Genomic DNA, 19,933 nt, shown 5'->3' with positions numbered 1-19,933 from the left:
TGCCTAACACCCACATCGAGTCCGACGGCCTACCCTTCCGCTACGCTCCAGGGCAAGCCGCGGCTCATGTGCAACGATAAACCTCCTCGCATCCAATCCCTTTTATAGGGTCATACTCATTCAGGGCGAAGCCGGAGCAGGTTGGGAACTTGCCGCACGGAACATGCCTGCGCACGGCCTCGCGGCTGCTGAGCCCTTCAATGATATACACTGCGCGGGGTGCCCTGTTTGAACGGCTTTTATTGACGGTTTTTGATGGTTTATGATATAGTGGTAGTCGTTCTAAGTGGCTAAAATCATTGATTTTTGGGGAGTCGTCCAATGGCAGGACGGCAGACTCTGGATCTGCTTATAGGGGTTCGAATCCTCTCTCCCCAGCCATCCGGTCCCATCGTCTAGAGGCCTAGGACGTGGCCCTCTCAAGGCTAAAACACGGGTTCGAATCCCGTTGGGACCGCCAATCTTTTTCGGTGTGCTCCTGAGTTTTTAAAACCTCCTGTATTTTTTTGATATAATTACGCATGGTTACAGCGGCTATCCAACCTGAATGAAAAGAGGGAGAGCGCGAGAGGGCTATGATAATCCTCGCCCGTCCCCTGTTGCATGGCAATGTTCGGAATGGCTGCGGTCCCGTATAATCCTGCGGATCACGGGATAAAAGTGGCGGGAGGACTAATTTCTCTTGCCTATCTTTTCGTAGACTTCTTTTCTGTCCATGATCCCCAGAATCCATACTTCGTTTCCGGCAATCTTGAAAACCACACGGTAGTCACCCACCCTCAATTTCCAATACCCCTTGAGGGTCTTTCTGAGAGGTTCTCCATACCGATGCGGTGCGGCAGCTAGTCGCGTCTCTATTGCACGTTTAATACGCGCCCTCATGTTGGCATTGATAGCAGGGATATCAACATCCCTCACGTCAGGATGGTAGTGCAGTTCAAAGGGCACTACCAGGCCTCATCATGAGAAAGGGCCTTCCTTCTGGTGAAGGTCTTTTCCCTCTCCCCGGCAATGGATGCAAGGGCAATGTCCTCCTCCATCTCAAGGGCTTCCTTCACGAGATCGCGCACCTTCAGGGATAGCGACACTCCGTCTTTCCTTGCAATACGCTCGACGCTCTTATAAAGAGGTTTTTCAAGTACTACATTAATCCTCGGATTCTTTGTCGGCATAAAGCTCCTCACTTTCATGGTGTAACACTTATAATACACCATGTCGAGGAAAGAAGCAAACAACATGATGGCATGACTATGCCCCTAACCAGAAAGTCTTCGGGCTATGGCTAAAAATCTTCATCCAGGCTCTTGAGCCTCTCAGCCGGGTCATCGAAGATGACTTCCGAGCAATAGAAATGCTCAGGGTTGAACTCTCCTCCTGCCCACTCAAGCATCGAATCATGCTCCCCATGTTTCGGATCCATGATGATCTCGAGAAATTTCGCGTAACCATGGCTGCCGCCGCATCCTCAGGGAGACAGGCACGCTCACCGTCTTACGAGGGACACGTAGAAGAACTGCTGAAAAACAAGAACGTGTGGAAGGAATACGTAAAGCTCCTTCCCGAATATGAATGAGCGAAGAGCATTATCGAACAACAGCAGCGGAAAAAGATGACTCGGGAGCAGGTGGCAAGAAAGGCCGGCATGCCCCAGTCGACGATTTCAAGGATCGAGGCTTACCCGCGGGCTCCCTGAGCTTTCGACGCTAAAGAAGATCGCCGATGGGCTGGATGCAAAGGTGTCATAAAACTTGAAGCAAGAAAGGCCGGAACATATATAAGGGGAAAGCAAGAGCGGTCTTGCCCTCGACATTGGAAACCCCTCGTGACTGCGAAGTGGATGGAGGGCTTAGGAGACACTCATTTAATCTTCAAAGGGAAAGCCTTTCTTAACGGGGTTAAGCCATTCTGCATATCGCTTTGCCTTGGCCAGCCAGTCGCTCAACTTCTTTTGCTCCTCGGGCGAAAGCGAGCGGTCAGCATCTTCCTTTTCAACGTTTTCAATAAAGGCTAGAATCTGCTGACTCTTGCTCCATGACAGCGCGTTCTCCTCAAGGTCCTTGATGAACTTCTCTGCAGCGAGACGCTGAGCTTCTCTTTCGGCTCTGAGCCTGCTTTCTTCTGCCCGTTGTCTCTCACGCGCGAGCCTCTCTTCTCTGGAGATAATCCCCACCTTGATCGCACCAATAATAAAATCGTCGAGAAGATCCTCAAGGCGCTGGGTCTTCCCGTCCGACCACGATTTACGATACCCTTGAGCGTTGTATTCATCGATTTTAAGGGTCAGCATGCCTGAGGGTTTAAAATCATAGGGCGGCGGTTTTTCCCAGGAATATTTCTTCTGCTTTTCAATTTCAGCAGGAGTGGGAACATGGGGGACGCTGTTGATCTTTTCGGTAAGCTCAAGATTCAACGTGGAGTCATGGATTAAGAGGTGTGTTCCGGGACCTTCCCCCTTTCCAGTTCCAACTTTGTAGGACCGTTTCCCAAGGGCTTTTATGATCGCATCCATGATGCGCAAAGCTCTCTTGAGGCTTGAAGGACTTACACGGATGAGGCTTGAAGGACTTACACGGATATTGAGATATTTCTGGCGCCAAGCCCTTAGAACGCCGTATTTGTCAGGCTTCTCTTTTTCAAGGGCATCCAGAGTCATCTTCACAAGAGGCTGAGGGGCAACGAGACGATCTGGAACGATGACCGGCTCAGCCGCTTTTTCAACCGCAGCAAATGACTCGACAATCCTCGGGTCGAGTTTATCCGCATCTTTTCCCTTCAGCGCTTGCGATTCACATTCCTGCCGGGGTTTCAGTTCATATGTCTCCAGTTCTCCGTAGTTGAGCGGCGGCAAAGGCAACTTCTTCTCTTTCTTCTTATGTTGCAGCTTAGCCCAGTAGCCGGCTGGCGGGGTAGGGACATTGAGTTTCTTGCAGATCTTTCGCAGGCCGACATCTGAGAGTCCGTATTTCGCTGCGAGGTGGATCATCGGCGTTGACCATACCTGCTCGTAGAGGTCAGCGCTATTTATGATGACGTTATCTTCAGACATTAAACGTGGCCATAATCCTTTTATTGGTAATTATAGTGGCAAAAAATGTAACCAAAATGTAACCAAAACTAACTTAATGCAGCTAATAGGATAGAAGAAATAGGAAGGGATAGAAACGTAGAAGTTGCCAAAATCATTCAACTTTCTATGAAAATGTAGGTAGAAGTCCCAGTTACAAAATCGTGTGCTATAATCCTCTCAAGGCTAAAACACGGGTTCGAATCCCGTGGTGATTCATAGGAGACTATTTCCGTGAAAAAGACCCTCCGAGATATCTTCTTCGTACTGACGGTTTTTGTCGCGTCACGGTTATTTGTTGCCTTTGGCATCTTCCTCGGGAGAAAATTCTTCTTTTTTGCTCCCGCTTTCCGCGACAAGTTTCTCGAAAGCGCCTGGTGGGAATCACTGGCGAGATGGGATGCAGAATTCTTCATCGATATTGTTGTGAACGGTTACCACTATCTTCCTGACGGTAATAAGCACAACATCGACTTTTTCCCGGTTTACCCTTTCCTCATCAAAATCATCGGTTATATTTGGAATGCCTCTCCCGTCATCATAGGAATAGCTCTTTCGAACGCCTTCTTTCTCATGGCCCTTTTTCTCCTCCATCGGTACAGCAAGAAATACCACCACGATTCGGATCCTGACCTGGCCACCGTTCTCATGGCCTTCTTTCCCTTCGGTGTCTTCTTCTCCTCGATTTACAATGAATCATTGTTCCTGTTCCTCTGCCTATCATCCTTCTACCTATTCCGGGAAGGGAAGATGACCGCCGCGGTATGCGCGCTCTTCCTTACCGGACTCACGAGACTAGCCGGACTGTTTGTGGTGGCAGCAATGGGCTTATCATATTTCTCTTCCGGATTCCTTCGGTTTCACAAGGATGCATCGGGGACAAGGGGGCAGGAAGTTCTCAAGCCGATATTTTGGGTTCTGTTTTCTGCCTCGGGATTTCTCCTTTTTCTGGCTTATCAGCAACTCTCGTTCGGACATTGGGATGCCTTCATCAGGGGACAAGAGGCATTCCACAGACACCCCATCGGCAGTTTCTCCGCATTACTCTCCGAAATGAATCTTGATCCTTTTAATATCATGAATATCATACCGACGGGTGCGGTTCTCGGGACGAGCATTATCTTTCTCTTCTCGAAAGAGTATCGGCTTTACTCGCTGTGGGGGCTCCTCGTTGTTCTTGTCCCTCTTTCGACCGGCACGTTTATCAGCATGACGAGGTTTTCGATGGTCTATTTCCCTCTCGTAATCTACGGAAGTTCTCTGCTGAAAAAGATGCCGCTCTTGAGAGATATCACGACAATGACGTGGGCCTCAACCCTCATCGTCTTTACCGCCTTGTTCGTCAGGGTCTATTTTCTCGGATGATGGGGTATCTCTCTCCTGCTCCTCAACCGGTAGCGCTCTCTATCCCTTCCCTGACGACCATCAAGAGACGCTCGAGATTCTCAAGACTTATAGAGAGAGGAGGCATGATCACAACGACATTCCCCAGCGGCCGTATAAAAACACCGTGCGCCTTTGCATAGTCGGCGACCCGCCACCCCATCTTCTCTTCCCAGAGATATGGCTCTTTCGTTGATTTATCCCTTACGAGCTCGATGCCTGCCATCATCCCTCTGTTCCGCACGTCGCCCACGTGAGTAAGCTCCGACAAATCCTTTAAATAAACCTCCAGCATCCTCATTTTAGGACCGAGTCTTTCAATGGTCTTCTCCCTCTCGAAGATTTCGAGACAGGCAAGTGCAGCCGCGCACCCGAGGGGATTGCCTGTATAAGAGTGGCCGTGAAAGAATGTCTTCACCTCTCCGAATTCTCCGAGAAATGCGCCGTACACCTCCTCCGTAGCGATCGTTGCTGCCAAGGGCATATAGCCGCCGGTAATGCCCTTTGATATACAGAGGATGTCAGGCATCACACCCTCATGTTCGCAGGCGAACATCCTGCCGGTCCTTCCGAACCCCGTTGCCACCTCATCAGCAATCATCAATACGCCGTAGGTATCGCAGAGCTGTCTCACGCCCTTGAGATACCCTGCGGGAGCGACAATCATCCCCCCCGCCGCCTGAACGAGGGGCTCCAGAATCACTGCTGCGATCTCCGAGGAGTGATCACTCAGTGCCTCCTCCATCCTGCGTAAGCAGGCCAATCCGCAATCAGGATAGGTAGCACCCAGCTCACACCGGTAGCAGTAAGGCGAAGGCGCCTTATACGTCTTAAAGAGGAGGGGACCGAAGGTGTTGTGGAAAATGTCGATACCGCCTACGCTCACGGCACCGAGAGTATCACCATGATAGGCGTTCTTCAAAGACAGAAAGGCGCTCTTGCCTTTTGAACCCTTGTGAATCCAATACTGGAATGCCATCTTCAGGGCGACCTCAACGGCTGTGGAGCCGTTGTCGGAATAAAAGACCTTCTTGAGAGGCGAGGGACACGGTGCTAAGGGCGGGTTCAGAAGCCGGATAAGCCTTTCCGCAAGTTCAATGGCGGGGACATTGGACAACCCGAGCATAGTGCTGTGGCCGATTTTCTCGAGCTGCCCTGTGATCGCGTGGTCTATCTCCTTCTTCCTGTGGCCATGGATGTTGACCCATAGGGAAGAGACACCGTCGAGATACCAGTTCCCATAAATGTCCTTGAGAAAACAGTCTCTCCCTTCGGAGATCATCACGGGCCGCTCATCGAGCCATTCCCTCATTTGGGTGAAAGGATGCCAGATGAACCTCTTGTCCGATTCTTCCAGTCGCTTATTTTCCGTAACAATGCCCAATTGGTCTCTATCCTTTTTCCGTTAATACACCTCTTCGCCTTGCCAGTTCTATGAGCCCGAATACCTTGAGATCGATGAAGTTCCCCTCGGCCTCGAGAAGGGACAACTGTCCGAACATTTCGTCAATCGGAATTTTCAGCACCTCTATATCTTCAGTCTCGTCCCTCCCCTCTATACCTCTGAACCGGAGACCCCTGGCGAAATATACGGTCAAGACCTCGGCCGACGCCCCGCTCGAAAGAGGGCCGCGGGCAAGAAAGAGCAATTCGCCGGCTTCGTATCCTGTTTCCTCAAGGAGCTCTCTCCTGGCCGCATCCTCCAGCTTTTCCTCTCTGTCATTCAGACCCGCGGGGAACTCGATCACATAGTTGCTGACAGCAGGCCTGAACTGCCGTACGAAGACGACCTCCTCGCTATCAGTGACCGGCAGAATGGCAACAACGCCGTCGCAATTAACCCGGTCAACAGATTCCCATTTCCTCACTGTCCCTTCCGAATCCCCGTAGGTTATTTCGAGAAATCGGAGGTACTTGCCTTCCCAGACGGCCTCTTTATCTATAATTTCATATTTCTTCATGGATCTTTTCACCATGGATCTATGAACCACTCTTTCACCGTGATACAATGAGAGTCATGACATAAATGCGTTATGACATAAATCATAGATAACTTCCCCTCTTTTTTCAATAATGAGTATACATCCAGCCTCGCTGGAAAACCTGAGGAGGTGTTTATGAGTAATAAAGGAGCAAGAAATCTCTTTGTCTTCGGCAGTCTCTTCTTCTTTGTCATCTTTCTCGCATTCACTTTCGATACCATAGGGAGATTGGACAAGAGGGCACCGGAGATCACTGAAGACGTGAATGCAGGAAAGATGGTCTGGCATAAATATGATTGCATCGGATGCCATACCATTTTTGGAACGGGCTCGTATTTCGCGCCGGACATGACAAAGGTGGTCGAAAGAAAGCCGAAGGGGTATCTCAAGCAATTTATCATGGACCCCAAATCTGTAAACCCTCATGCGGCGATGCCGAAACTCGGCATAACCTCTGACGAAGCTGACAAGCTGATATCATTCTTTGAGTGGATCTCAAAGGTTGACACCAACGGATGGCCCCCAAAGCCGATCCTTGCTACGGCAGCCGGTGTTAGCGGCAAGGAGCTTACTACGGGGCAACGGGTCTACCAATCGCTCGGGTGCTCAAACTGTCACATGATAAGCGGAATCGGCGGGACAACAGGGCCGGACCTGACGAAAGTAGGAAGCAGAAGGGACAGGACATGGTTGATTGGCCATTTCAAGGACCCGAACAAGTATGTCCCTAAATCCGCTATGCCGAAGGTTGAGGCACCAGATGCTGATATTGAACAACTGACTGATTACATGCTTACCCTTAAATAAAGGAGGAAGTGATGACCATAAAGCATGAAAGCCAAAAGATAGCACAGAATTTCTACACCTTTGCTGTGCTTCTCTTTCTCGTACAAGTCGTGGTCGGCATTATCGGAGCTCTTCAATTCATGTGGCCCAGCTTCTTTATCCTGAACTTCAACGTCATTAAGACACTCCATATCAATGCTCTGATTGTGTGGCTCTTGACGGGACTCATGGGAGCCACCTACTACGTCATTCCAGAGGAATCGGAAACCGAACTCTGGAGTATCCCCCTTGCCAAATTCCAGTTCTGGGCGACTGTCGTCGCAATAACCGCCGTCGTACTCGGTTATATATGGGCCGGGATAAACCCTCAGGCCAATAAGTGGGTATTCGGTACCCTAATCCTGAACGAGGGAAGGAAATACATTGAGGCACCGCGTTGGGCGGACGATCTCATCGTGCTTTCCGTGCTTCTCTTCCTCTTTAACTGTTTCATGACCGTGCTCAAAACAAAAAAATGGACCGGAATTCAGGGTGTCCTACTGGGCGGATTAACATTTCTCGCGTTGATGTACATCCCCGGCATGTTCTATACAAAGAGCATGGTAAAAGACCAGTTTTGGTGGTGGTGGGTAGTGCATCTCTGGGTCGAGGGCGCGTGGGAGATAATCGCTGGTGCGCTCCTCGCCTTCATGCTCATGAAAGTGATCGGTGCGAAACGGGAGGTGCTTGAAAAATGGATGTACATCGAGGTCGGGCTCGTTATGTTCACAGGAATCCTCGGTACTGGCCACCATTACTACTGGATCGGCACCCCAGCTTACTGGCTATGGATCGGCGGGATATTCAGCTCCCTTGAACCCATTCCTTTGCTCGTCATGGTCTGGGATGCCTTCAGGACAACGAGGGAGGCAAGGGCAGTAACCAACCGAGCAGGTCTTTACTACACGGTTGCACATGCCATATTCAATTTTGTGGGCGCCGGCTTGTGGGGTGTGATCCATACGCTACCCCAAGTAAACCGGTGGACGCATGGAACTCAGATTACAACGGCACATGGTCATCTTGCCTTTTACGGCGCCTATGTCCTTCTTGTCCTCGCAATGATTTATGTGACCTTGCCCGCGATACGCGGCGTAAAGGCGTTCAACCCTTCAAGGGCCTTTCAGTCCTTCTGGTGGATGACCATCTCGATGATATTCATCGTCTTAACAACAACTGGTGCAGGAATGGTTCAGACCTACATGGAACGACTTATCGGGCTCGATTACGTTGCAGTAAAAACCACATATAACCTCTGGTTCTGGATCTTAAGGACGATCTTCGGTGTGGGGTTCCTCATCGGTGTATGGATATTTGTCGTGGATTACTTCAAGCTCGGGAAAGAGCCGTTGCCTGTGATGAAGGCTGCACCGGAAAAAGCTTAAGGAATTCCGAGATATCCCTTTGGCGAAGCAAGGAAGGGGAGGGCGGTTGCATACCGCTCTCCCCTTCCTTTATCATAGGGCCATGAAGCTTTTTTTTACGACATTATCGATGTTTCTTCTCCTTCCATCCTTCCTGTCTACTTCATTTGCCACAACGGAATATGCCCGTCAGACAGGAATGCGGTGCGGGGAATGCCATATTGCGGCAGTAGGCGGCGGCCCCCTGACGAAGGCGGGAGAGCAGTTCCTCGCTGATATGAAAATCAAGGGCCTCTACAGACCCCTGTCGAAGATCCAGAAGGTCGTAAGGTTCTTCATCGGCTACATCCATCTCCTCACCGCAATAGCCTGGTTCGGCACGATCTTCTATGTCCATATTCTGCTGAAGCCTGCATATGCCGCTCGGGGACTCCCGAAGGGTGAGCTCCTCCTCGGCTGGATTTCGATCATCATCCTTTCGGCGACGGGTATTCTCCTTACCGTCGCGAGGGTCCCGGCCTGGAATGTCTTCTACACGACGCGTTTCGGTATTCTTCTCAGCATTAAGATCTTCCTCTTCCTGCTCATGGTATCAACAGCGGTGGTCGTCACCTTTTTTATCGGACCGAGGTTGAAACGAAAACTGAGGGTGCGGTACGAGGCAGATATCGGCAGGGGGAAGCAGGACCTGACCGCTGAGGAGTTGCACAGCTTTGACGGAAAGGATGGAAAACCCGCCTTTATCGCCTATGGAGGAAAGATCTACGATGTCACACAGTCACGGCTCTGGAAGGACGGCGCTCATGCGAGGAAACACCTTGCAGGCCATGACCTTTCCGATGCGCTCAGGACGGCACCACACGCCGAAGACAAAATACTCCCGATGCCGGAAGTCGGAAGGCTGATAGGAGAGGGAAGAAAGATACCGAAGCCACTTCCCGAGAGGGTCTTCTATGCACTCGCCTACATAAACCTCGCCTTTGTATTCCTCATAACGTTCGTCGTCGCACTCTGGAGGTGGAGTTAGCTCGACCGTCTCAACCTTCCCGTTTCTTCTCTCCCTTTCGGTAAAGGCCTAATCCAGCGTACGACGGTAGCGCTTCACGCCGATCGTCAGCGCGATGGCGGCAAAAAGGGCTATTTGCCATAACTGCCTCACGACATCTCCGAATCCGTTCCCTTTGAGGAGGATGCCCCGAACGATCCGCAGAAAATGGGTGAGCGGAAATAATTCACCGACTATCTGCGCCCAACGCGGCATACCGCGGAAAGGGAACATGAAACCGGAGAGCAGCAGTGACGGCAAGAAGAAGAAAAACGCCATCTGCACGGCCTGGAGCTGATTCTCGGCAACGGTCGAAAAGGTGATACCCATCGCGAGGTTCGCGGTGATGAAGACGAGCGCAACGGCGAGCAGAAGGAAGAGATTACCGACCATCGGAACGAGAAAGAGAAATCGCGAGGCGACGAGGATCAGCCCAACCTGAATGTAACCGACAAGGATATACGGTATGATCTTGCCGATCAGCACCTCGAGCGGCCGCGTCGGCATCGAGAGGAGATTCTCCATGGTGCCGCGCTCCCGTTCGCGCGTGATCGCGAGCCCCGTGATTATCACCATCGTCATGGTGAGGACGACTCCCATCAGCCCGGGAACGATATTATATTGCGTGACCGCCTCGGGGTTGTAGAGCGCATGCACGCGGAGATCAATAGGACCGTCTGTGGCGGGGAGAAAGGCGAGCGGGCCCTTGAGATCGTTCTGCAGCGCAGAGACCAGGAGAGGCGGCAGGGCACCGAGCGCGATGCCCGTGGCTGCGGGATCGGTGGCGTCAGCCTCGACGAGAAGAGAGGGCCTGTCGCCGCGGAGGAGATCGCGGCTGAAATTCTCCGGAATGTTTACGACAAACTGGACTTCACCCCGTGCGAGCGCATCCATCCCCTCGGTTTCCGTCTTTATCCGCCTGACCAGATCAAAATATGCGCTGTCCCGAATCGCATAGAGCAGTGTCCGGCCCTGCGGACCGTTGTCCGCAAGGAGCACGGCGGTAGGTAAATGCTTCGGGTCAGAGTTGATCGCGAAGCCGAAGAGGATCAACTGAATGAGGGGGATGCCGACCATCATTCCGAAAGTCAGACGGTCGCGGCGCATCTGAATAAACTCCTTCACGACCATCGCCCAGAAGCGCGCAGGCGAAAAACGATTCTCTCTCATGACGAAACGCCCTGCTTCGACCTGTCCATGAGGTGAATGAAGACGTCCTCGAGCCCCGAGGCAACTTGACTCCATTCATAGTGCTCCGTGCGAAACGGCGCTATCGCCTCCTCAAGAGCTGCTGTGTCGTCCCCGCTCACATGGAGCGCGTTGCCGAAAGCAACCGCTTGTTCCACGCCGGGTCGTTTGCGGAGCTGCTCCCCGAGCCTGAGCAAGTCCGGGCCGCTCACCGACCACGTCGTCAGATTGGACTTGCGTACAACCTCGTCTACGGTACCCTGCGTGAGGAGATTGCCGTTGAGGATAAAGGCAAGCCTATGGCAGCGTTCTGCCTCATCCATATAGTGCGTTGCGATGAGGAATGTCAGACCCTGCCCCGCGAGCTCATGGATCTCCTCCCAGAATTCGCGGCGCGCCTTGGGGTCGACACCTGCCGTCGGTTCATCGAGGAGTAGCAGCTTCGGCCGGTGAATCATGCATGCCGCCAGGGCGAGGCGCTGCTTCCAGCCCCCGGAAAGCTCACCGGCAAGCTGGTTCCTCCGTTCCGATAGGCCGAGACGCTCGATGCCCTCGTTCACGGCTTCGCGGCGATCGCTCATGGAATACATGCGTGCTACAAAATCGAGGTTCTCGGAAATGCTCAAGTCCTCATAAAAGCTGAACCGCTGGGTCATATAGCCGACCTGGCGCTTGATCGCTTCACTCTCGTTCATGATGTCATAACCGAGGCACCTGCCGCTGCCTTCATCCGCACGAAGGAGCCCGCAGAGCATCCGGATAAAAGTCGTCTTGCCGCTCCCGTTCGGTCCGAGAAATCCGCAGATCTCTCCCGTGCGGACCTGAAGACTGACCTTGTTGACGGCAGTGAGGTCACCGAACCGCTTCGTGATTCCCTGCACATCGATGGCGAAGTCGCCGTTCATCTGAAACCGAATTGCAGGTCTATCGGCTGCCCGGGATGCAGGATCACCGCTGTTTTCGGATCGAAGACCGCTTCAATCATGAATACGAGTTTGCTGCGAGTCTCCCTGCTGTAAATCACCGGAGGGGTATATTCGGCCCGCGGCGAAATGAAGCTCACCTTTCCGACGAAGGGTTCACGTAAGCCGTCCACAAAGACCCGCACCGCATCGCCGAGATGGAGCGAACCGATCTCAGTCTCGGGCACGAAGGCCCGGACTTTGATGTTCTGCGGAGGCAGCAGCGAGACGACCGGACGGCCTGCTGCGATCCATTCGCCCTCGCGGTATAGCGTGTCAAAGACCAGCCCGGCTTGCGGCGAGGACTGACTCTTCTGGGAAAGGTCCCATTCGGCCCTTGCCAGCGCCGCTTCTCGCGCCCTCACCTCGTCCTCAGCCGCCTTGATCTGGTCGCTGCGCGAACCGAGCAGCGCCGTCTTCAGGTCGGCTTTAGCCTGCGCCACCCGCTGGCGGTTCTGGTCCCTTGCGGAACGTGCCCGGTCAACGTCTTGCGCGGTAGCAGCTCCGGAGGGAAAAAGGTTTTCCTGTCGCACGAGTTCTTTTTCCGAAAGCGACAGGGCCTCCTCTGCCTGCCGGACCTGCGCTTCGAAGGAATCGATTTCCGTTGGGCGTTTGCCTTTCTTCGCATCTTCAAGGTTCGCCCGGGCCTGAGCCAGCCGGCGATCAGCTTCGTCCCGCGCAGCTTTTTCAGACTCGGGGTCCAGCTCGAACAGCGGGTCACCTTCCTTCACCTGCGAGCCCTTCTGCACATGGAGCACTTCCAAGGCGCCCGCAAAAGGCGATGCCACGTAGACAAACTCTCCCTCGACATAGCCCTGCACCCGGTTGGAAGACGGGCGGCTACAACCGGTCACGATGCAGAGCGCCGCGAGTGCGCCGCCGATACGAAATAATATTCTGTAAAAGGGATGCGGCAGGCGCGTATCGTTCATCGTCTTATCTCCCTCCTTCTCATCAGAACGCGGAATTCTGGTAACCGAAGGCATCTCGACATCGCACGAAAGGCTGAGGCGCCTTTGCGGCAAGATAATTTCATAAAAAAATATTAAGTCATCATTACGGCAAAGTCAAACTCTTCTGTGCCATCGAATTCGAGCGGGCAGCCGTACTGCGTCCGTTTCTCATCGGCCTTTACCCGCTTTCTATCCTCAGAATAAGGTCTGCCGTCACAGGTTCTTCTTCATATTGTCTTCACATTTTTTGGTTATCGTAAATTACCTTTCGATAAGGTTCTCAAGTTTACTGAGATACATCTTTCTCCCATGCTGCCTGCCTCCCCCTCCATAAAGGCAGGCAGCATTCCCCCCTCTCTATGATTTATCTCATAGCACGAGTCCTCTCGCCATGGTTAAATAGTTACAGAAGCGATTTTCTTCAAGGAGCTATCTTCGTGTTAAGAGGGAGACGATATGCGTGTAAACACATTGCTTAAATACAGAAGGCTGACACAATTGCTCTTCGTGCTTTTCCTCTTCCTCATGCCGGTCCTCAATATCCTCCGGTATGACTCCGACGCCAGGGAGTTGATCATCCTCGGAAAGGTATGGAGCCTTGGGCTGAAAGAGGGGCTCGCGGCGGCCGGCATCTCAGGCTCGACCTATGTTGCAACCCATGTCCTTCTCAGGGCGCTGCTTCCCTGGGTACTCGCCCTATCCATCTTTCCCCTGCTGGGGTACTTCTTGGGGAGGTTTTTCTGCGGATGGTTCTGCCCCGAAGGAGCGATGTTCGAATATGTCGACTTCCTATCCCAGAGGCTCCTCGGCAGGAGAAGCCTCTATGGCAGAAAGCCGAATGACCCCGATGTGATGCATGGCAACAGGCCTCTTTACGGAATTCTCGCGTTTTTCAGTCTTCTCGTGCTGCCTCCCCTTGCCGGCGCATCGCTCACCGGCTATTTCATAGCGCCGAAAACGGTCTGGGGACAGATTGTAAGCGGGCACTTCACCTTCGGCGTAAAGGCGGGCATTATCGGCGTTTCCCTTTACATGGTCATCACGTCGGTTTTCGTGAGACATGTCTTTTGCAGGTATATCTGCGCCGCAGGTTTGATGCAGATGCTCTTCGGCTGGGTCAGCCCCCGCTCTTTGCGGCTAAAAATGGACACGGCGAGGATGGGAGAATGCACGGACTGCAAGGGTTGTGAGAAGGCTTGCTTCATGGATGTGCTGCCGAGGAAGAACAGGCGGGACATCTCCTGCGTTAATTGCGGTGCCTGCATCGCAGCGTGCAATAAAGAGCTCGGCGAAGGTAAGGGGCTCTTCCATTACCGCTTCGGTGAAGGCTGCGTTGTTCCCGAGGGTCATTGCGGCGAGTTGGTCCGCATCCCGTCTTATCCCTTACGGAGAGAGTAAAAGCCTGATAGAATGAAAGCATGGTGAAAGCCCTTATCTCTATTTTCGTTTCAAGAGGAGGTTTCGTATGGAACTATTGGATCTCAAGAAGCTCATAACGTTTTACCCTGACAGGATTTCGCGCGAAATGCTCTCAGACAAGCCTGAGATGCGGATCGCCCTCATGTGTCTGAACCCCGGCCAAAAGCTTGACCCACATAAGGCCCCGATGAGATTGCTCATGTATTGTGTGGAAGGCAAAGGAACGTTTATCGTTGGTGACGAACGCATGGAGGCCGGCGAGAAGACCTGTATCCTCTGCGACCCGATGGTCCCCCATGGGTTTGAGGCTAATAAAGGCGAAAAACTCGTTGTCATGGCGGTCGTGACCCCTGCGGATTAGTCTTAATCGCGTATGGTTTTTCCGGAATCTTCGTAGATGGAAGACCAAGTGATACCGTACGTCGATTACAGCCTGTGCGTCGGTTGCGGCGCATGCGCCGAACTCTATCCTCTGTTCTTCGTGATGAGGGATGGTAAGGCATGGATCATGAACCATGACAAGTTCGTTACCGAGGAGCACAGAAACCTCATCTATTGCTGTCCCTTTGGCGCATTAACGGTAGAATGAATCAGACGGCTATTGAATCGTTAAACATCGGTCTGCCGAAGAAAGAAGTTTTTCATGGCAGGGAGATAGTAACCGGGATCTGCAAGGTTCCCGTTTCTGGACCGATAGTGCTCGGGGAACTTGGATTCGAAGGTGACGGTGTCGGAGATCTAAAACACCACGGCGGGCCTGACAAGGCCGTCTGCGTCTACTCTGCTGATCATTATCCATACTGGGAAAATGTTTTCGGAACGCGACTGCCGTCCGCTCCCTTTGGCGAGAACCTTCCCGTTTCCGGTCTTCGCGAAGACGAGGTCCGTATCGGAGACGTCTTTAAACTCGGAACTGCCGTCGTGCAGGTCTCACAGCCGCGCCAACCCTGCGGCACGCTCGCCATCCGCTACGGCCGGGCCGATATCATACCGCTTGTTTTGGACTCAGGCCGCACGGGATTTTATCTCAGGGTGCTCGAAGAGGGTGTCGTAGAAAGAAGCAGCCCATTCGCCTTAAAAGAGAGAGCCTCACAGGGGATAACGATAGCCTTCGCCAATCGCATTCGTCACCATGACAGGGAGAATCGCGAGGCGATCGAAGCCGTCCTCGAAGTGCGCGCGCTCTCGGCGTCCTGGAGATGCGTTTTCGAAGACCTGTTGAAAAAGCTCTCTGTGAGCGGCTCTTCCTAACATCTACAGAGACAGATTTGCCCGAAGATCTTCCCCCTCGGCCTGATCCTGAAATCTGTTATAATGAGCGATAGAAGTTCGGGGTATGAATTACCTTTATCACGCCGTCCATCTGAATGGAGATTGTGCTATGTCAGAGAGGGATAAGCAGCTTGCGGCACTCTCAGATCAACTCGACGAAAACATCCTGGCAGTGAAGGGCACGTTGGAGCTCATCGATGCGTCCATATCGGAGGACGATTTGCACGAACTTCTCCTGAAGGCGCTCGGAAGAATGGATACCATCGAGAAACTATCCCATGAGATGCTCGGCGCCCTCAAGAGTTGCTTCGATAAATTAGGGGGGACAGAGCAGTAACGCTTGTGTCGGGCGTCTTCACAAACGGTTAAAGATAATCTCGTTGTTGCTGTAATCTATCGGGATATCGATAACAACGGGCACGGTCTCAGTCAGGGCATGCCTCAGGAGGCCTTCGAATTCCTCTGAGGATTTCAGTCTGACCCCGATCGCACCGAAACTCTCCGCGAGCTTGACGAAGTCCGGATTCGAAAAATCCACGCCATAGGCAGTGCCGAATTTCTTTTCCGCCTTCCACTTGATAAGGTCGTATCCTCCGTCGTCAAAGATTACGACGACGATATTGAGCTTCAGCCGGCAGGCCGTCTCGAGGTCCTGGAGATTCATCATGAACCCGCCGTCTCCGGACAGGGCCACGACGTTCCGCTCCGGATAGATGAGCTTTGCCGCTATCGCGGACGGGAGCGAAAATCCCATGGAGGCGAAGCCATTCGAGAGGACAAAGGTGTTGTTCCGGTATACAGGGTAGAATTTTGCCGCCCACAACTTGCACATGCCTACGTCTGATATCACGATATCGCTCGCCCCGAGAACCTGCCGGATCCCATAGATAATCCGCGGAGGCCGAGGAGGCCATGTGTCGACGGTACCCTCTCTCTCAAAACCCTCCGTGAAGTCCCTCCTCAAGGCAATGACGCATTCGTTCTTTTTGTTTGTACTCAATATCCCTTCAAGGAGTTCCAGGGTCTCCCGGATATCGGAAATAATCTCGACTTCCGGGACGTAGTGGTGATCGACCTCGCTCGTGGTAAAGTCGATGTGGATGATCTTCTTGTCCAGTTGCGGGTTCCAGTTCGCCGGCGAATATTCGACAAGGTCATAGCCCGCGGCGATGACGAGGTCCGCCTTTGAAAAAACAGCGGTGATCTGCCTATCATTGCTCAGTCCGAGGGTGCCGATGCAGCACTCGCTTTCTGCGGTTATCCCGCCCTTGCCCATGAAGGTCGTCACAACGGGGATGCAGAAGAGCTCTGCGAATTTCTGGAGCCTCGCACCTGCCGACTTCCGGACTACACCGTGCCCTGCGAGTATGACCGGAAATCGCGCCTGCTCGATAAGCTCTGCCGCCTTTCTGAGGGACTGTCGGTCCGGTGAGCTTCGTCTCGGCCGGATCGGCGCGATCATGGTCGCGTACATTTCATCAACCTCCATGGCGGCCACGTTCTCGGGGAGTTCCAGGTGCACCGAGCCCGGCTTTTCCGTTTCGGCGACCTTGAAGGCCTTCCGCACCATTTCGGGGATTATTTCGGGCGACTCTATCCTGCCGTTCCACTTGGTCACGGTCTTGAAACTCTCCACGATATCGATGTACTGATGTGATTCCTTGTGGATCCTCTTCAGGTCGGCCTGTCCCGTTATCGCCACGAGGGGAGACTTGTCGAGAAAGGCATCGGCAACGCCCGTGAGAAGGTTCGTCGCGCCCGGACCCAGGGTTGCGATACAGACGCCCGCCTTGCCGGTGAGGCGTCCGTAGGCATCCGCCATAAACGCAGCCGCCTGCTCGTGGCGGGTGAGGATGAAACGTATAGTCGATGTCCTGAGAGACTCCATGAGGTCAAGGGTCTCTTCGCCGGGCAGACCGAATATATACTCGACCCCCTCATTTTCGAGACACTTGATTAAGAGATCTGACGCCTTCATCTGATTTTCCGCCCTTGGTTTGTCAGTCACCTAAGGACAACCCTGTCCGTCGTTCTGAAATAACTATAGCAAAGTCTACCCTATTCGCCAAGTCGCATCGCGGATAGAGGCATCATCTTTTCATAGGGACGACAAGTGAGGCTGCAACCGAGTTCTTCTCCGCTGCCTCGAACGGGACTATCAGTAACTAAAACCAGTACTCGGGATATCTTCTGTTCGCCGAGAGGTTGTTCACGAGAAGCGCCACGGCAAGGAGGATGAGTGCACCGGCTCCCGCGGGCAGTAACGCATAGAGGAAGCCGAGGTCGTGTATCTTCTTTCCGCCTATCACTGCTATCAGCGCGGTTGCGCCTCCCGGCGGGTGAAGGGTCTTCGTGATAAGCATCACAACGATAGCAAAGGATACGCCGAGGGCCGCTGCAATCCATAAGGTCCCGCCAAAGAGCTGATAGCTTGCCACACCGGCGAGGGCCGAGAGGATATGGCCGCCGATAACGTTTCGCGGTTGGGCAAGAGGGCTCTTGATCGCCCCGTACACGAGAACGGCCGATGCGCCGAAGGACCCTATGATGAGCGTCAGATCCCTCGGTTCACAGTAGCGAGCAGAGAGGTATGCGCAGATTCCGATGCCTATGGAAGAGCCGACCAACGACCAGAGTACCTCTGCCCAGCCCACACCGGGCGGGCTTTGGGCCCCTCCCTTCATCTTCGAGAAATATCCCTTCAGAGTCATTTGCCGCCTATCACCTTTACGATATCGGCCCTTGAGATGATGCCGACGAGCCTGTCGTCAGCGTCTACGACAGGGAGTCTCTTGATCCTCCGTTCGTCGAGAATCCTCGCCGCTTCGTGAATGTCGGAAGCGGGCCTTACGGTTATCGCGGGCGAAGACATGATGTCTCCGACCTTGTCCCCTGTCTTCCTCTCCGGCAAAGGTTCCCCGAGGATATGACGCAGGACATCCTTAAAGGTATGGCCCCTCTGCAATCCGGCCATAGAGAGGATGTCGGCCTCGGAAACGATCCCGAGGACATGGTTCCCCTCATCGACAACCGGCAGACCGCTGATCTTGTGTTCGGAAAGAAGCCGCGCAGCCTCGTTGATCCCGTCGCCTTTCCGGATCGCGACGACTGCCCGCGTCATGACGTTACGAACGGGCACCTTTGAGATGCTTCGTTCCCTCGCGTGGCGCAGGGCGATGGCGTAAATCTTCCTGAGGTCTTCCTCCGTGATGTCCACGTAGGTCTTTATCTCCTTCAGTGCCGCTCTCAGGTCCTCGTCGGAAATCTCATTCTCGCTCTTCTCCATGAACCCCTCTCCTCTGCATAGAATGCACTCTTTTTTTACCAGGAACCCTTCCTAATATCCCTGATCTATATCATACAGGCCCTACCGTTTCCTCGCAGGCTCAAAAACTGACTGTCTCATGAGTCTCCTTACGATATCGAGATTTCGCATGTCATCTTCGTCGCTTTTCTTCGGCGTCTCGAGGACGAGGGGAGTATTTCGGAAGATGGGATGGTTGATGAATTTCTCGATCCACTTCTTCCCGATCGCCCCCTCCCCGATATGTTCGTGTCTGTCGACCCTGGAATGAAAAACCCTCCTTGAATCGTTGAGATGAATGAGCTTCAGGTTCTCAGATCCGATGTACGTCTTTATCTCCCCCGCGATTCTTGACAATCCTTCGGCGCTAGTCAGTTCATATCCCGCCTGAAACGCATGACAGGTGTCTATGCAGATCCCTCCGATGACGGGGCTGTCCGTCTTCTCGATGATCTCGCTCAGGTCTCTCATCGTCGAAGAGATATCGCCCCTCTCACCAGCTGTATTTTCGAGGAGGAGTTTCGCCCTCCAGGTCTTCACCTTCGCAACTTCCCTTAATGCTGCAATAGCCCTTTGCCGGGCAGCGTCTTCCGCATCTCCTGACGCACTTCCCGTATGGAGCACAACATGATCGGCAGCGAGCAGGTCCGCGAGGTCCAGTTCACGGATGAGGAGTTCCTTCGACTTTTCCCGGATGCCGATGTCCGGCGCTGCAAGATTTATGAGGTACGAGGTGTGTATGAAAACCGGATCGATATCGTGCAATCTTCTCAGCTCCCTGAAAAGAGATACCGACTCTTCCGGGATTATTCCGACTGACCACGCCCGCGGATTATGGGAAAATATCTGGGCGGTATTGCACCCGAGCTCCCCTGCCCGCTCCATGGAGAGGTGGATTCCTCCGGCAATTGACGTATGCACACCAAGCCTTCTTTCCGCAGCATGCATGACCCCTCGCTCCTCACCTCAGAATCTAATACAATCTTGCATATTATGCAATGAAATATTACAATCATACCACGATGAAAATACTGAAAAAGACCAAAGAGATAGAGGGTTTTCTTCGACTGCTCAGGGAGCGGGCATCGGGAAGCGGAGACGACGTCGAAGAGAGCGTGAAGGAGATCCTCTCTGATGTCAGGCGCACCGGCGACAGGGCCGTTTTCAGATAC

General features: G+C 53.1%; 21 protein-coding genes, 2 tRNA genes and 1 pseudogene. 11 read left to right on the top strand and 13 right to left on the bottom strand.

What is annotated here, in order from left to right; all coding sequences use genetic code 11:
• The first annotated feature begins 307 nt into the window (after positions 1 to 307).
• Both VEI96_05560 and VEI96_05555 read left to right on the top strand, forming a co-directional pair.
• Positions 308 to 381, top strand: a tRNA-Gln gene (locus VEI96_05560).
• A gap of 3 nt (positions 382 to 384) precedes the next feature.
• Positions 385 to 460 (top strand) — tRNA-Glu (locus tag VEI96_05555).
• A gap of 212 nt (positions 461 to 672) precedes the next feature.
• Here the strand turns inward: VEI96_05555 and VEI96_05550 are convergent.
• The 4 genes and pseudogenes from VEI96_05550 to VEI96_05535 form a co-directional block, all read right to left on the bottom strand.
• Positions 673 to 948 carry a type II toxin-antitoxin system RelE/ParE family toxin gene (locus VEI96_05550; GenBank protein ID HXX57447.1) on the bottom strand — a complete coding sequence of 92 codons (276 nt, stop codon included), beginning with the start codon at positions 946 to 948 and terminating at the stop codon, positions 673 to 675.
• Positions 948 to 1,172, bottom strand: coding sequence for a hypothetical protein (locus VEI96_05545; protein HXX57446.1), 225 nt, complete (start codon positions 1,170 to 1,172; stop codon positions 948 to 950). The genes VEI96_05550 and VEI96_05545 overlap by 1 nt, the downstream gene beginning before the upstream one ends.
• A 110-nt stretch (positions 1,173 to 1,282) precedes the next feature.
• Positions 1,283 to 1,450: pseudogene (locus VEI96_05540) on the bottom strand (hypothetical protein).
• 411 nt (positions 1,451 to 1,861) lie between these two features.
• Entirely contained in the window at positions 1,862 to 2,983 is a 1,122-nt protein-coding gene (locus tag VEI96_05535; GenBank protein ID HXX57445.1) for a hypothetical protein, read from the bottom strand.
• Between the two features lie 315 nt (positions 2,984 to 3,298).
• Between VEI96_05535 and VEI96_05530 the strand changes: the two genes are divergently transcribed.
• The gene (locus VEI96_05530; protein HXX57444.1) at positions 3,299 to 4,429 is read left to right on the top strand and encodes a mannosyltransferase family protein; all 1,131 of its coding nucleotides are present in this window, start codon (positions 3,299 to 3,301) and stop codon (positions 4,427 to 4,429) included.
• Between the two features lie 22 nt (positions 4,430 to 4,451).
• Here the strand turns inward: VEI96_05530 and bioA are convergent, their stop codons facing one another.
• Positions 4,452 to 5,831, bottom strand: a complete 1,380-nt coding sequence (gene bioA / locus VEI96_05525; GenBank protein HXX57443.1) for an adenosylmethionine--8-amino-7-oxononanoate transaminase — start codon at positions 5,829 to 5,831, stop codon at positions 4,452 to 4,454.
• 7 nt (positions 5,832 to 5,838) lie between these two features.
• On the bottom strand, positions 5,839 to 6,408 hold the full coding sequence (locus VEI96_05520; protein HXX57442.1) for an NUDIX hydrolase: 570 nt from the start codon (positions 6,406 to 6,408) through the stop codon (positions 5,839 to 5,841).
• Between the two features lie 156 nt (positions 6,409 to 6,564).
• Here VEI96_05520 and VEI96_05515 point away from each other — a divergent pair, with 156 nt between their 5' ends.
• From VEI96_05515 to VEI96_05505, 3 genes are all read left to right on the top strand, one after another.
• The gene (locus VEI96_05515) at positions 6,565 to 7,236 is read left to right on the top strand and encodes a cytochrome c (protein ID HXX57441.1); all 672 of its coding nucleotides are present in this window, start codon (positions 6,565 to 6,567) and stop codon (positions 7,234 to 7,236) included.
• An 11-nt stretch (positions 7,237 to 7,247) separates the two neighbouring features.
• The gene (locus tag VEI96_05510) at positions 7,248 to 8,639 is read left to right on the top strand and encodes a cbb3-type cytochrome c oxidase subunit I (GenBank protein ID HXX57440.1); all 1,392 of its coding nucleotides are present in this window, start codon (positions 7,248 to 7,250) and stop codon (positions 8,637 to 8,639) included.
• Between the two features lie 82 nt (positions 8,640 to 8,721).
• Positions 8,722 to 9,645, top strand: a complete 924-nt coding sequence (locus VEI96_05505) for a CopD family protein (protein HXX57439.1) — start codon at positions 8,722 to 8,724, stop codon at positions 9,643 to 9,645.
• Positions 9,646 to 9,693: 48 nt separating this feature from the next.
• Here VEI96_05505 and VEI96_05500 read toward each other — a convergent pair whose 3' ends face one another.
• From VEI96_05500 to VEI96_05490, 3 genes are read right to left on the bottom strand one after another with little or no spacing between them, the layout of a single operon-like run.
• The gene (locus VEI96_05500; GenBank protein ID HXX57438.1) at positions 9,694 to 10,833 is read right to left on the bottom strand and encodes an ABC transporter permease; all 1,140 of its coding nucleotides are present in this window, start codon (positions 10,831 to 10,833) and stop codon (positions 9,694 to 9,696) included.
• Positions 10,830 to 11,756, bottom strand: a complete 927-nt coding sequence (locus tag VEI96_05495; protein ID HXX57437.1) for an ABC transporter ATP-binding protein — start codon at positions 11,754 to 11,756, stop codon at positions 10,830 to 10,832. Before VEI96_05495 ends, VEI96_05500 begins: the two co-directional genes overlap by 4 nt.
• Entirely contained in the window at positions 11,753 to 12,745 is a 993-nt protein-coding gene (locus VEI96_05490) for an HlyD family efflux transporter periplasmic adaptor subunit (protein HXX57436.1), read from the bottom strand. Before VEI96_05490 ends, VEI96_05495 begins: the two co-directional genes overlap by 4 nt.
• Positions 12,746 to 13,222: 477 nt before the next feature.
• On the opposite strand from VEI96_05490, the gene VEI96_05485 reads away from it, so the two are divergent.
• The 5 genes from VEI96_05485 (at position 13,223) to VEI96_05465 (ending at position 15,794) form a co-directional block, all read left to right on the top strand.
• Positions 13,223 to 14,164: a 4Fe-4S binding protein gene (locus tag VEI96_05485; protein HXX57435.1), complete on the top strand. Its 942-nt coding sequence runs from the start codon at positions 13,223 to 13,225 to the stop codon at positions 14,162 to 14,164.
• Between the two features lie 67 nt (positions 14,165 to 14,231).
• A complete protein-coding gene (locus VEI96_05480) occupies positions 14,232 to 14,546 on the top strand; it encodes a cupin domain-containing protein (protein ID HXX57434.1) in 315 nt (104 codons plus the stop codon).
• Between the two features lie 36 nt (positions 14,547 to 14,582).
• A complete protein-coding gene (locus tag VEI96_05475; protein ID HXX57433.1) occupies positions 14,583 to 14,774 on the top strand; it encodes a ferredoxin in 192 nt (63 codons plus the stop codon).
• Entirely contained in the window at positions 14,771 to 15,436 is a 666-nt protein-coding gene (locus tag VEI96_05470; GenBank protein ID HXX57432.1) for an MOSC domain-containing protein, read from the top strand. Before VEI96_05475 ends, VEI96_05470 begins: the two co-directional genes overlap by 4 nt.
• A gap of 130 nt (positions 15,437 to 15,566) precedes the next feature.
• A complete protein-coding gene (locus VEI96_05465) occupies positions 15,567 to 15,794 on the top strand; it encodes a hypothetical protein (GenBank protein ID HXX57431.1) in 228 nt (75 codons plus the stop codon).
• A gap of 18 nt (positions 15,795 to 15,812) precedes the next feature.
• Here VEI96_05465 and VEI96_05460 read toward each other — a convergent pair whose 3' ends face one another.
• The 4 genes from VEI96_05460 to VEI96_05445 form a co-directional block, all read right to left on the bottom strand.
• On the bottom strand, positions 15,813 to 17,435 hold the full coding sequence (locus tag VEI96_05460) for an acetolactate synthase large subunit (GenBank protein ID HXX57430.1): 1,623 nt from the start codon (positions 17,433 to 17,435) through the stop codon (positions 15,813 to 15,815).
• A 187-nt stretch (positions 17,436 to 17,622) separates the two neighbouring features.
• On the bottom strand, positions 17,623 to 18,168 hold the full coding sequence (locus VEI96_05455) for an HPP family protein (protein ID HXX57429.1): 546 nt from the start codon (positions 18,166 to 18,168) through the stop codon (positions 17,623 to 17,625).
• On the bottom strand, positions 18,165 to 18,743 hold the full coding sequence (locus VEI96_05450) for a CBS domain-containing protein (protein ID HXX57428.1): 579 nt from the start codon (positions 18,741 to 18,743) through the stop codon (positions 18,165 to 18,167). Before VEI96_05450 ends, VEI96_05455 begins: the two co-directional genes overlap by 4 nt.
• Positions 18,744 to 18,824: 81 nt before the next feature.
• Positions 18,825 to 19,682: a deoxyribonuclease IV gene (locus VEI96_05445; GenBank protein HXX57427.1), complete on the bottom strand. Its 858-nt coding sequence runs from the start codon at positions 19,680 to 19,682 to the stop codon at positions 18,825 to 18,827.
• Positions 19,683 to 19,933 lie beyond the last annotated feature (251 nt).

This window comes from Thermodesulfovibrionales bacterium (assembly GCA_035622735.1).
In the GTDB taxonomy this organism is placed as follows: Bacteria; Nitrospirota; Thermodesulfovibrionia; order Thermodesulfovibrionales; family UBA9159; genus DASPUT01.
The sequence above is the reverse complement of the archived record's forward strand: the minus strand, read 5'-3'. Positions and strand labels throughout refer to the sequence as shown.

Excerpts from the sequence above, each read along its gene's own strand:
- VEI96_05475 (HXX57433.1), top strand. The coding sequence starts at position 14,583 with ATGGAAGACCAAGTGATACCGTACGTCGATTACAGCCTGTGCGTCGGT.
- VEI96_05490 (HXX57436.1), bottom strand. The coding sequence starts at position 12,745 with ATGAACGATACGCGCCTGCCGCATCCCTTTTACAGAATATTATTTCGT.
- VEI96_05455 (HXX57429.1), bottom strand. The coding sequence starts at position 18,168 with ATGACTCTGAAGGGATATTTCTCGAAGATGAAGGGAGGGGCCCAAAGC.
- VEI96_05535 (HXX57445.1), bottom strand. The coding sequence starts at position 2,983 with ATGATCCACCTCGCAGCGAAATACGGACTCTCAGATGTCGGCCTGCGA.
- VEI96_05480 (HXX57434.1), top strand. The coding sequence starts at position 14,232 with ATGGAACTATTGGATCTCAAGAAGCTCATAACGTTTTACCCTGACAGG.
- VEI96_05450 (HXX57428.1), bottom strand. The coding sequence starts at position 18,743 with ATGGAGAAGAGCGAGAATGAGATTTCCGACGAGGACCTGAGAGCGGCA.
- VEI96_05520 (HXX57442.1), bottom strand. The coding sequence starts at position 6,408 with ATGAAGAAATATGAAATTATAGATAAAGAGGCCGTCTGGGAAGGCAAG.
- VEI96_05500 (HXX57438.1), bottom strand. The coding sequence starts at position 10,833 with ATGAGAGAGAATCGTTTTTCGCCTGCGCGCTTCTGGGCGATGGTCGTG.
- VEI96_05515 (HXX57441.1), top strand. The coding sequence starts at position 6,565 with ATGAGTAATAAAGGAGCAAGAAATCTCTTTGTCTTCGGCAGTCTCTTC.
- VEI96_05465 (HXX57431.1), top strand. The coding sequence starts at position 15,567 with ATGTCAGAGAGGGATAAGCAGCTTGCGGCACTCTCAGATCAACTCGAC.
- VEI96_05505 (HXX57439.1), top strand. The coding sequence starts at position 8,722 with ATGAAGCTTTTTTTTACGACATTATCGATGTTTCTTCTCCTTCCATCC.
- VEI96_05510 (HXX57440.1), top strand. The coding sequence starts at position 7,248 with ATGACCATAAAGCATGAAAGCCAAAAGATAGCACAGAATTTCTACACC.
- VEI96_05485 (HXX57435.1), top strand. The coding sequence starts at position 13,223 with ATGCGTGTAAACACATTGCTTAAATACAGAAGGCTGACACAATTGCTC.
- VEI96_05470 (HXX57432.1), top strand. The coding sequence starts at position 14,771 with ATGAATCAGACGGCTATTGAATCGTTAAACATCGGTCTGCCGAAGAAA.
- VEI96_05545 (HXX57446.1), bottom strand. The coding sequence starts at position 1,172 with ATGCCGACAAAGAATCCGAGGATTAATGTAGTACTTGAAAAACCTCTT.
- VEI96_05460 (HXX57430.1), bottom strand. The coding sequence starts at position 17,435 with ATGAAGGCGTCAGATCTCTTAATCAAGTGTCTCGAAAATGAGGGGGTC.
- VEI96_05495 (HXX57437.1), bottom strand. The coding sequence starts at position 11,756 with ATGAACGGCGACTTCGCCATCGATGTGCAGGGAATCACGAAGCGGTTC.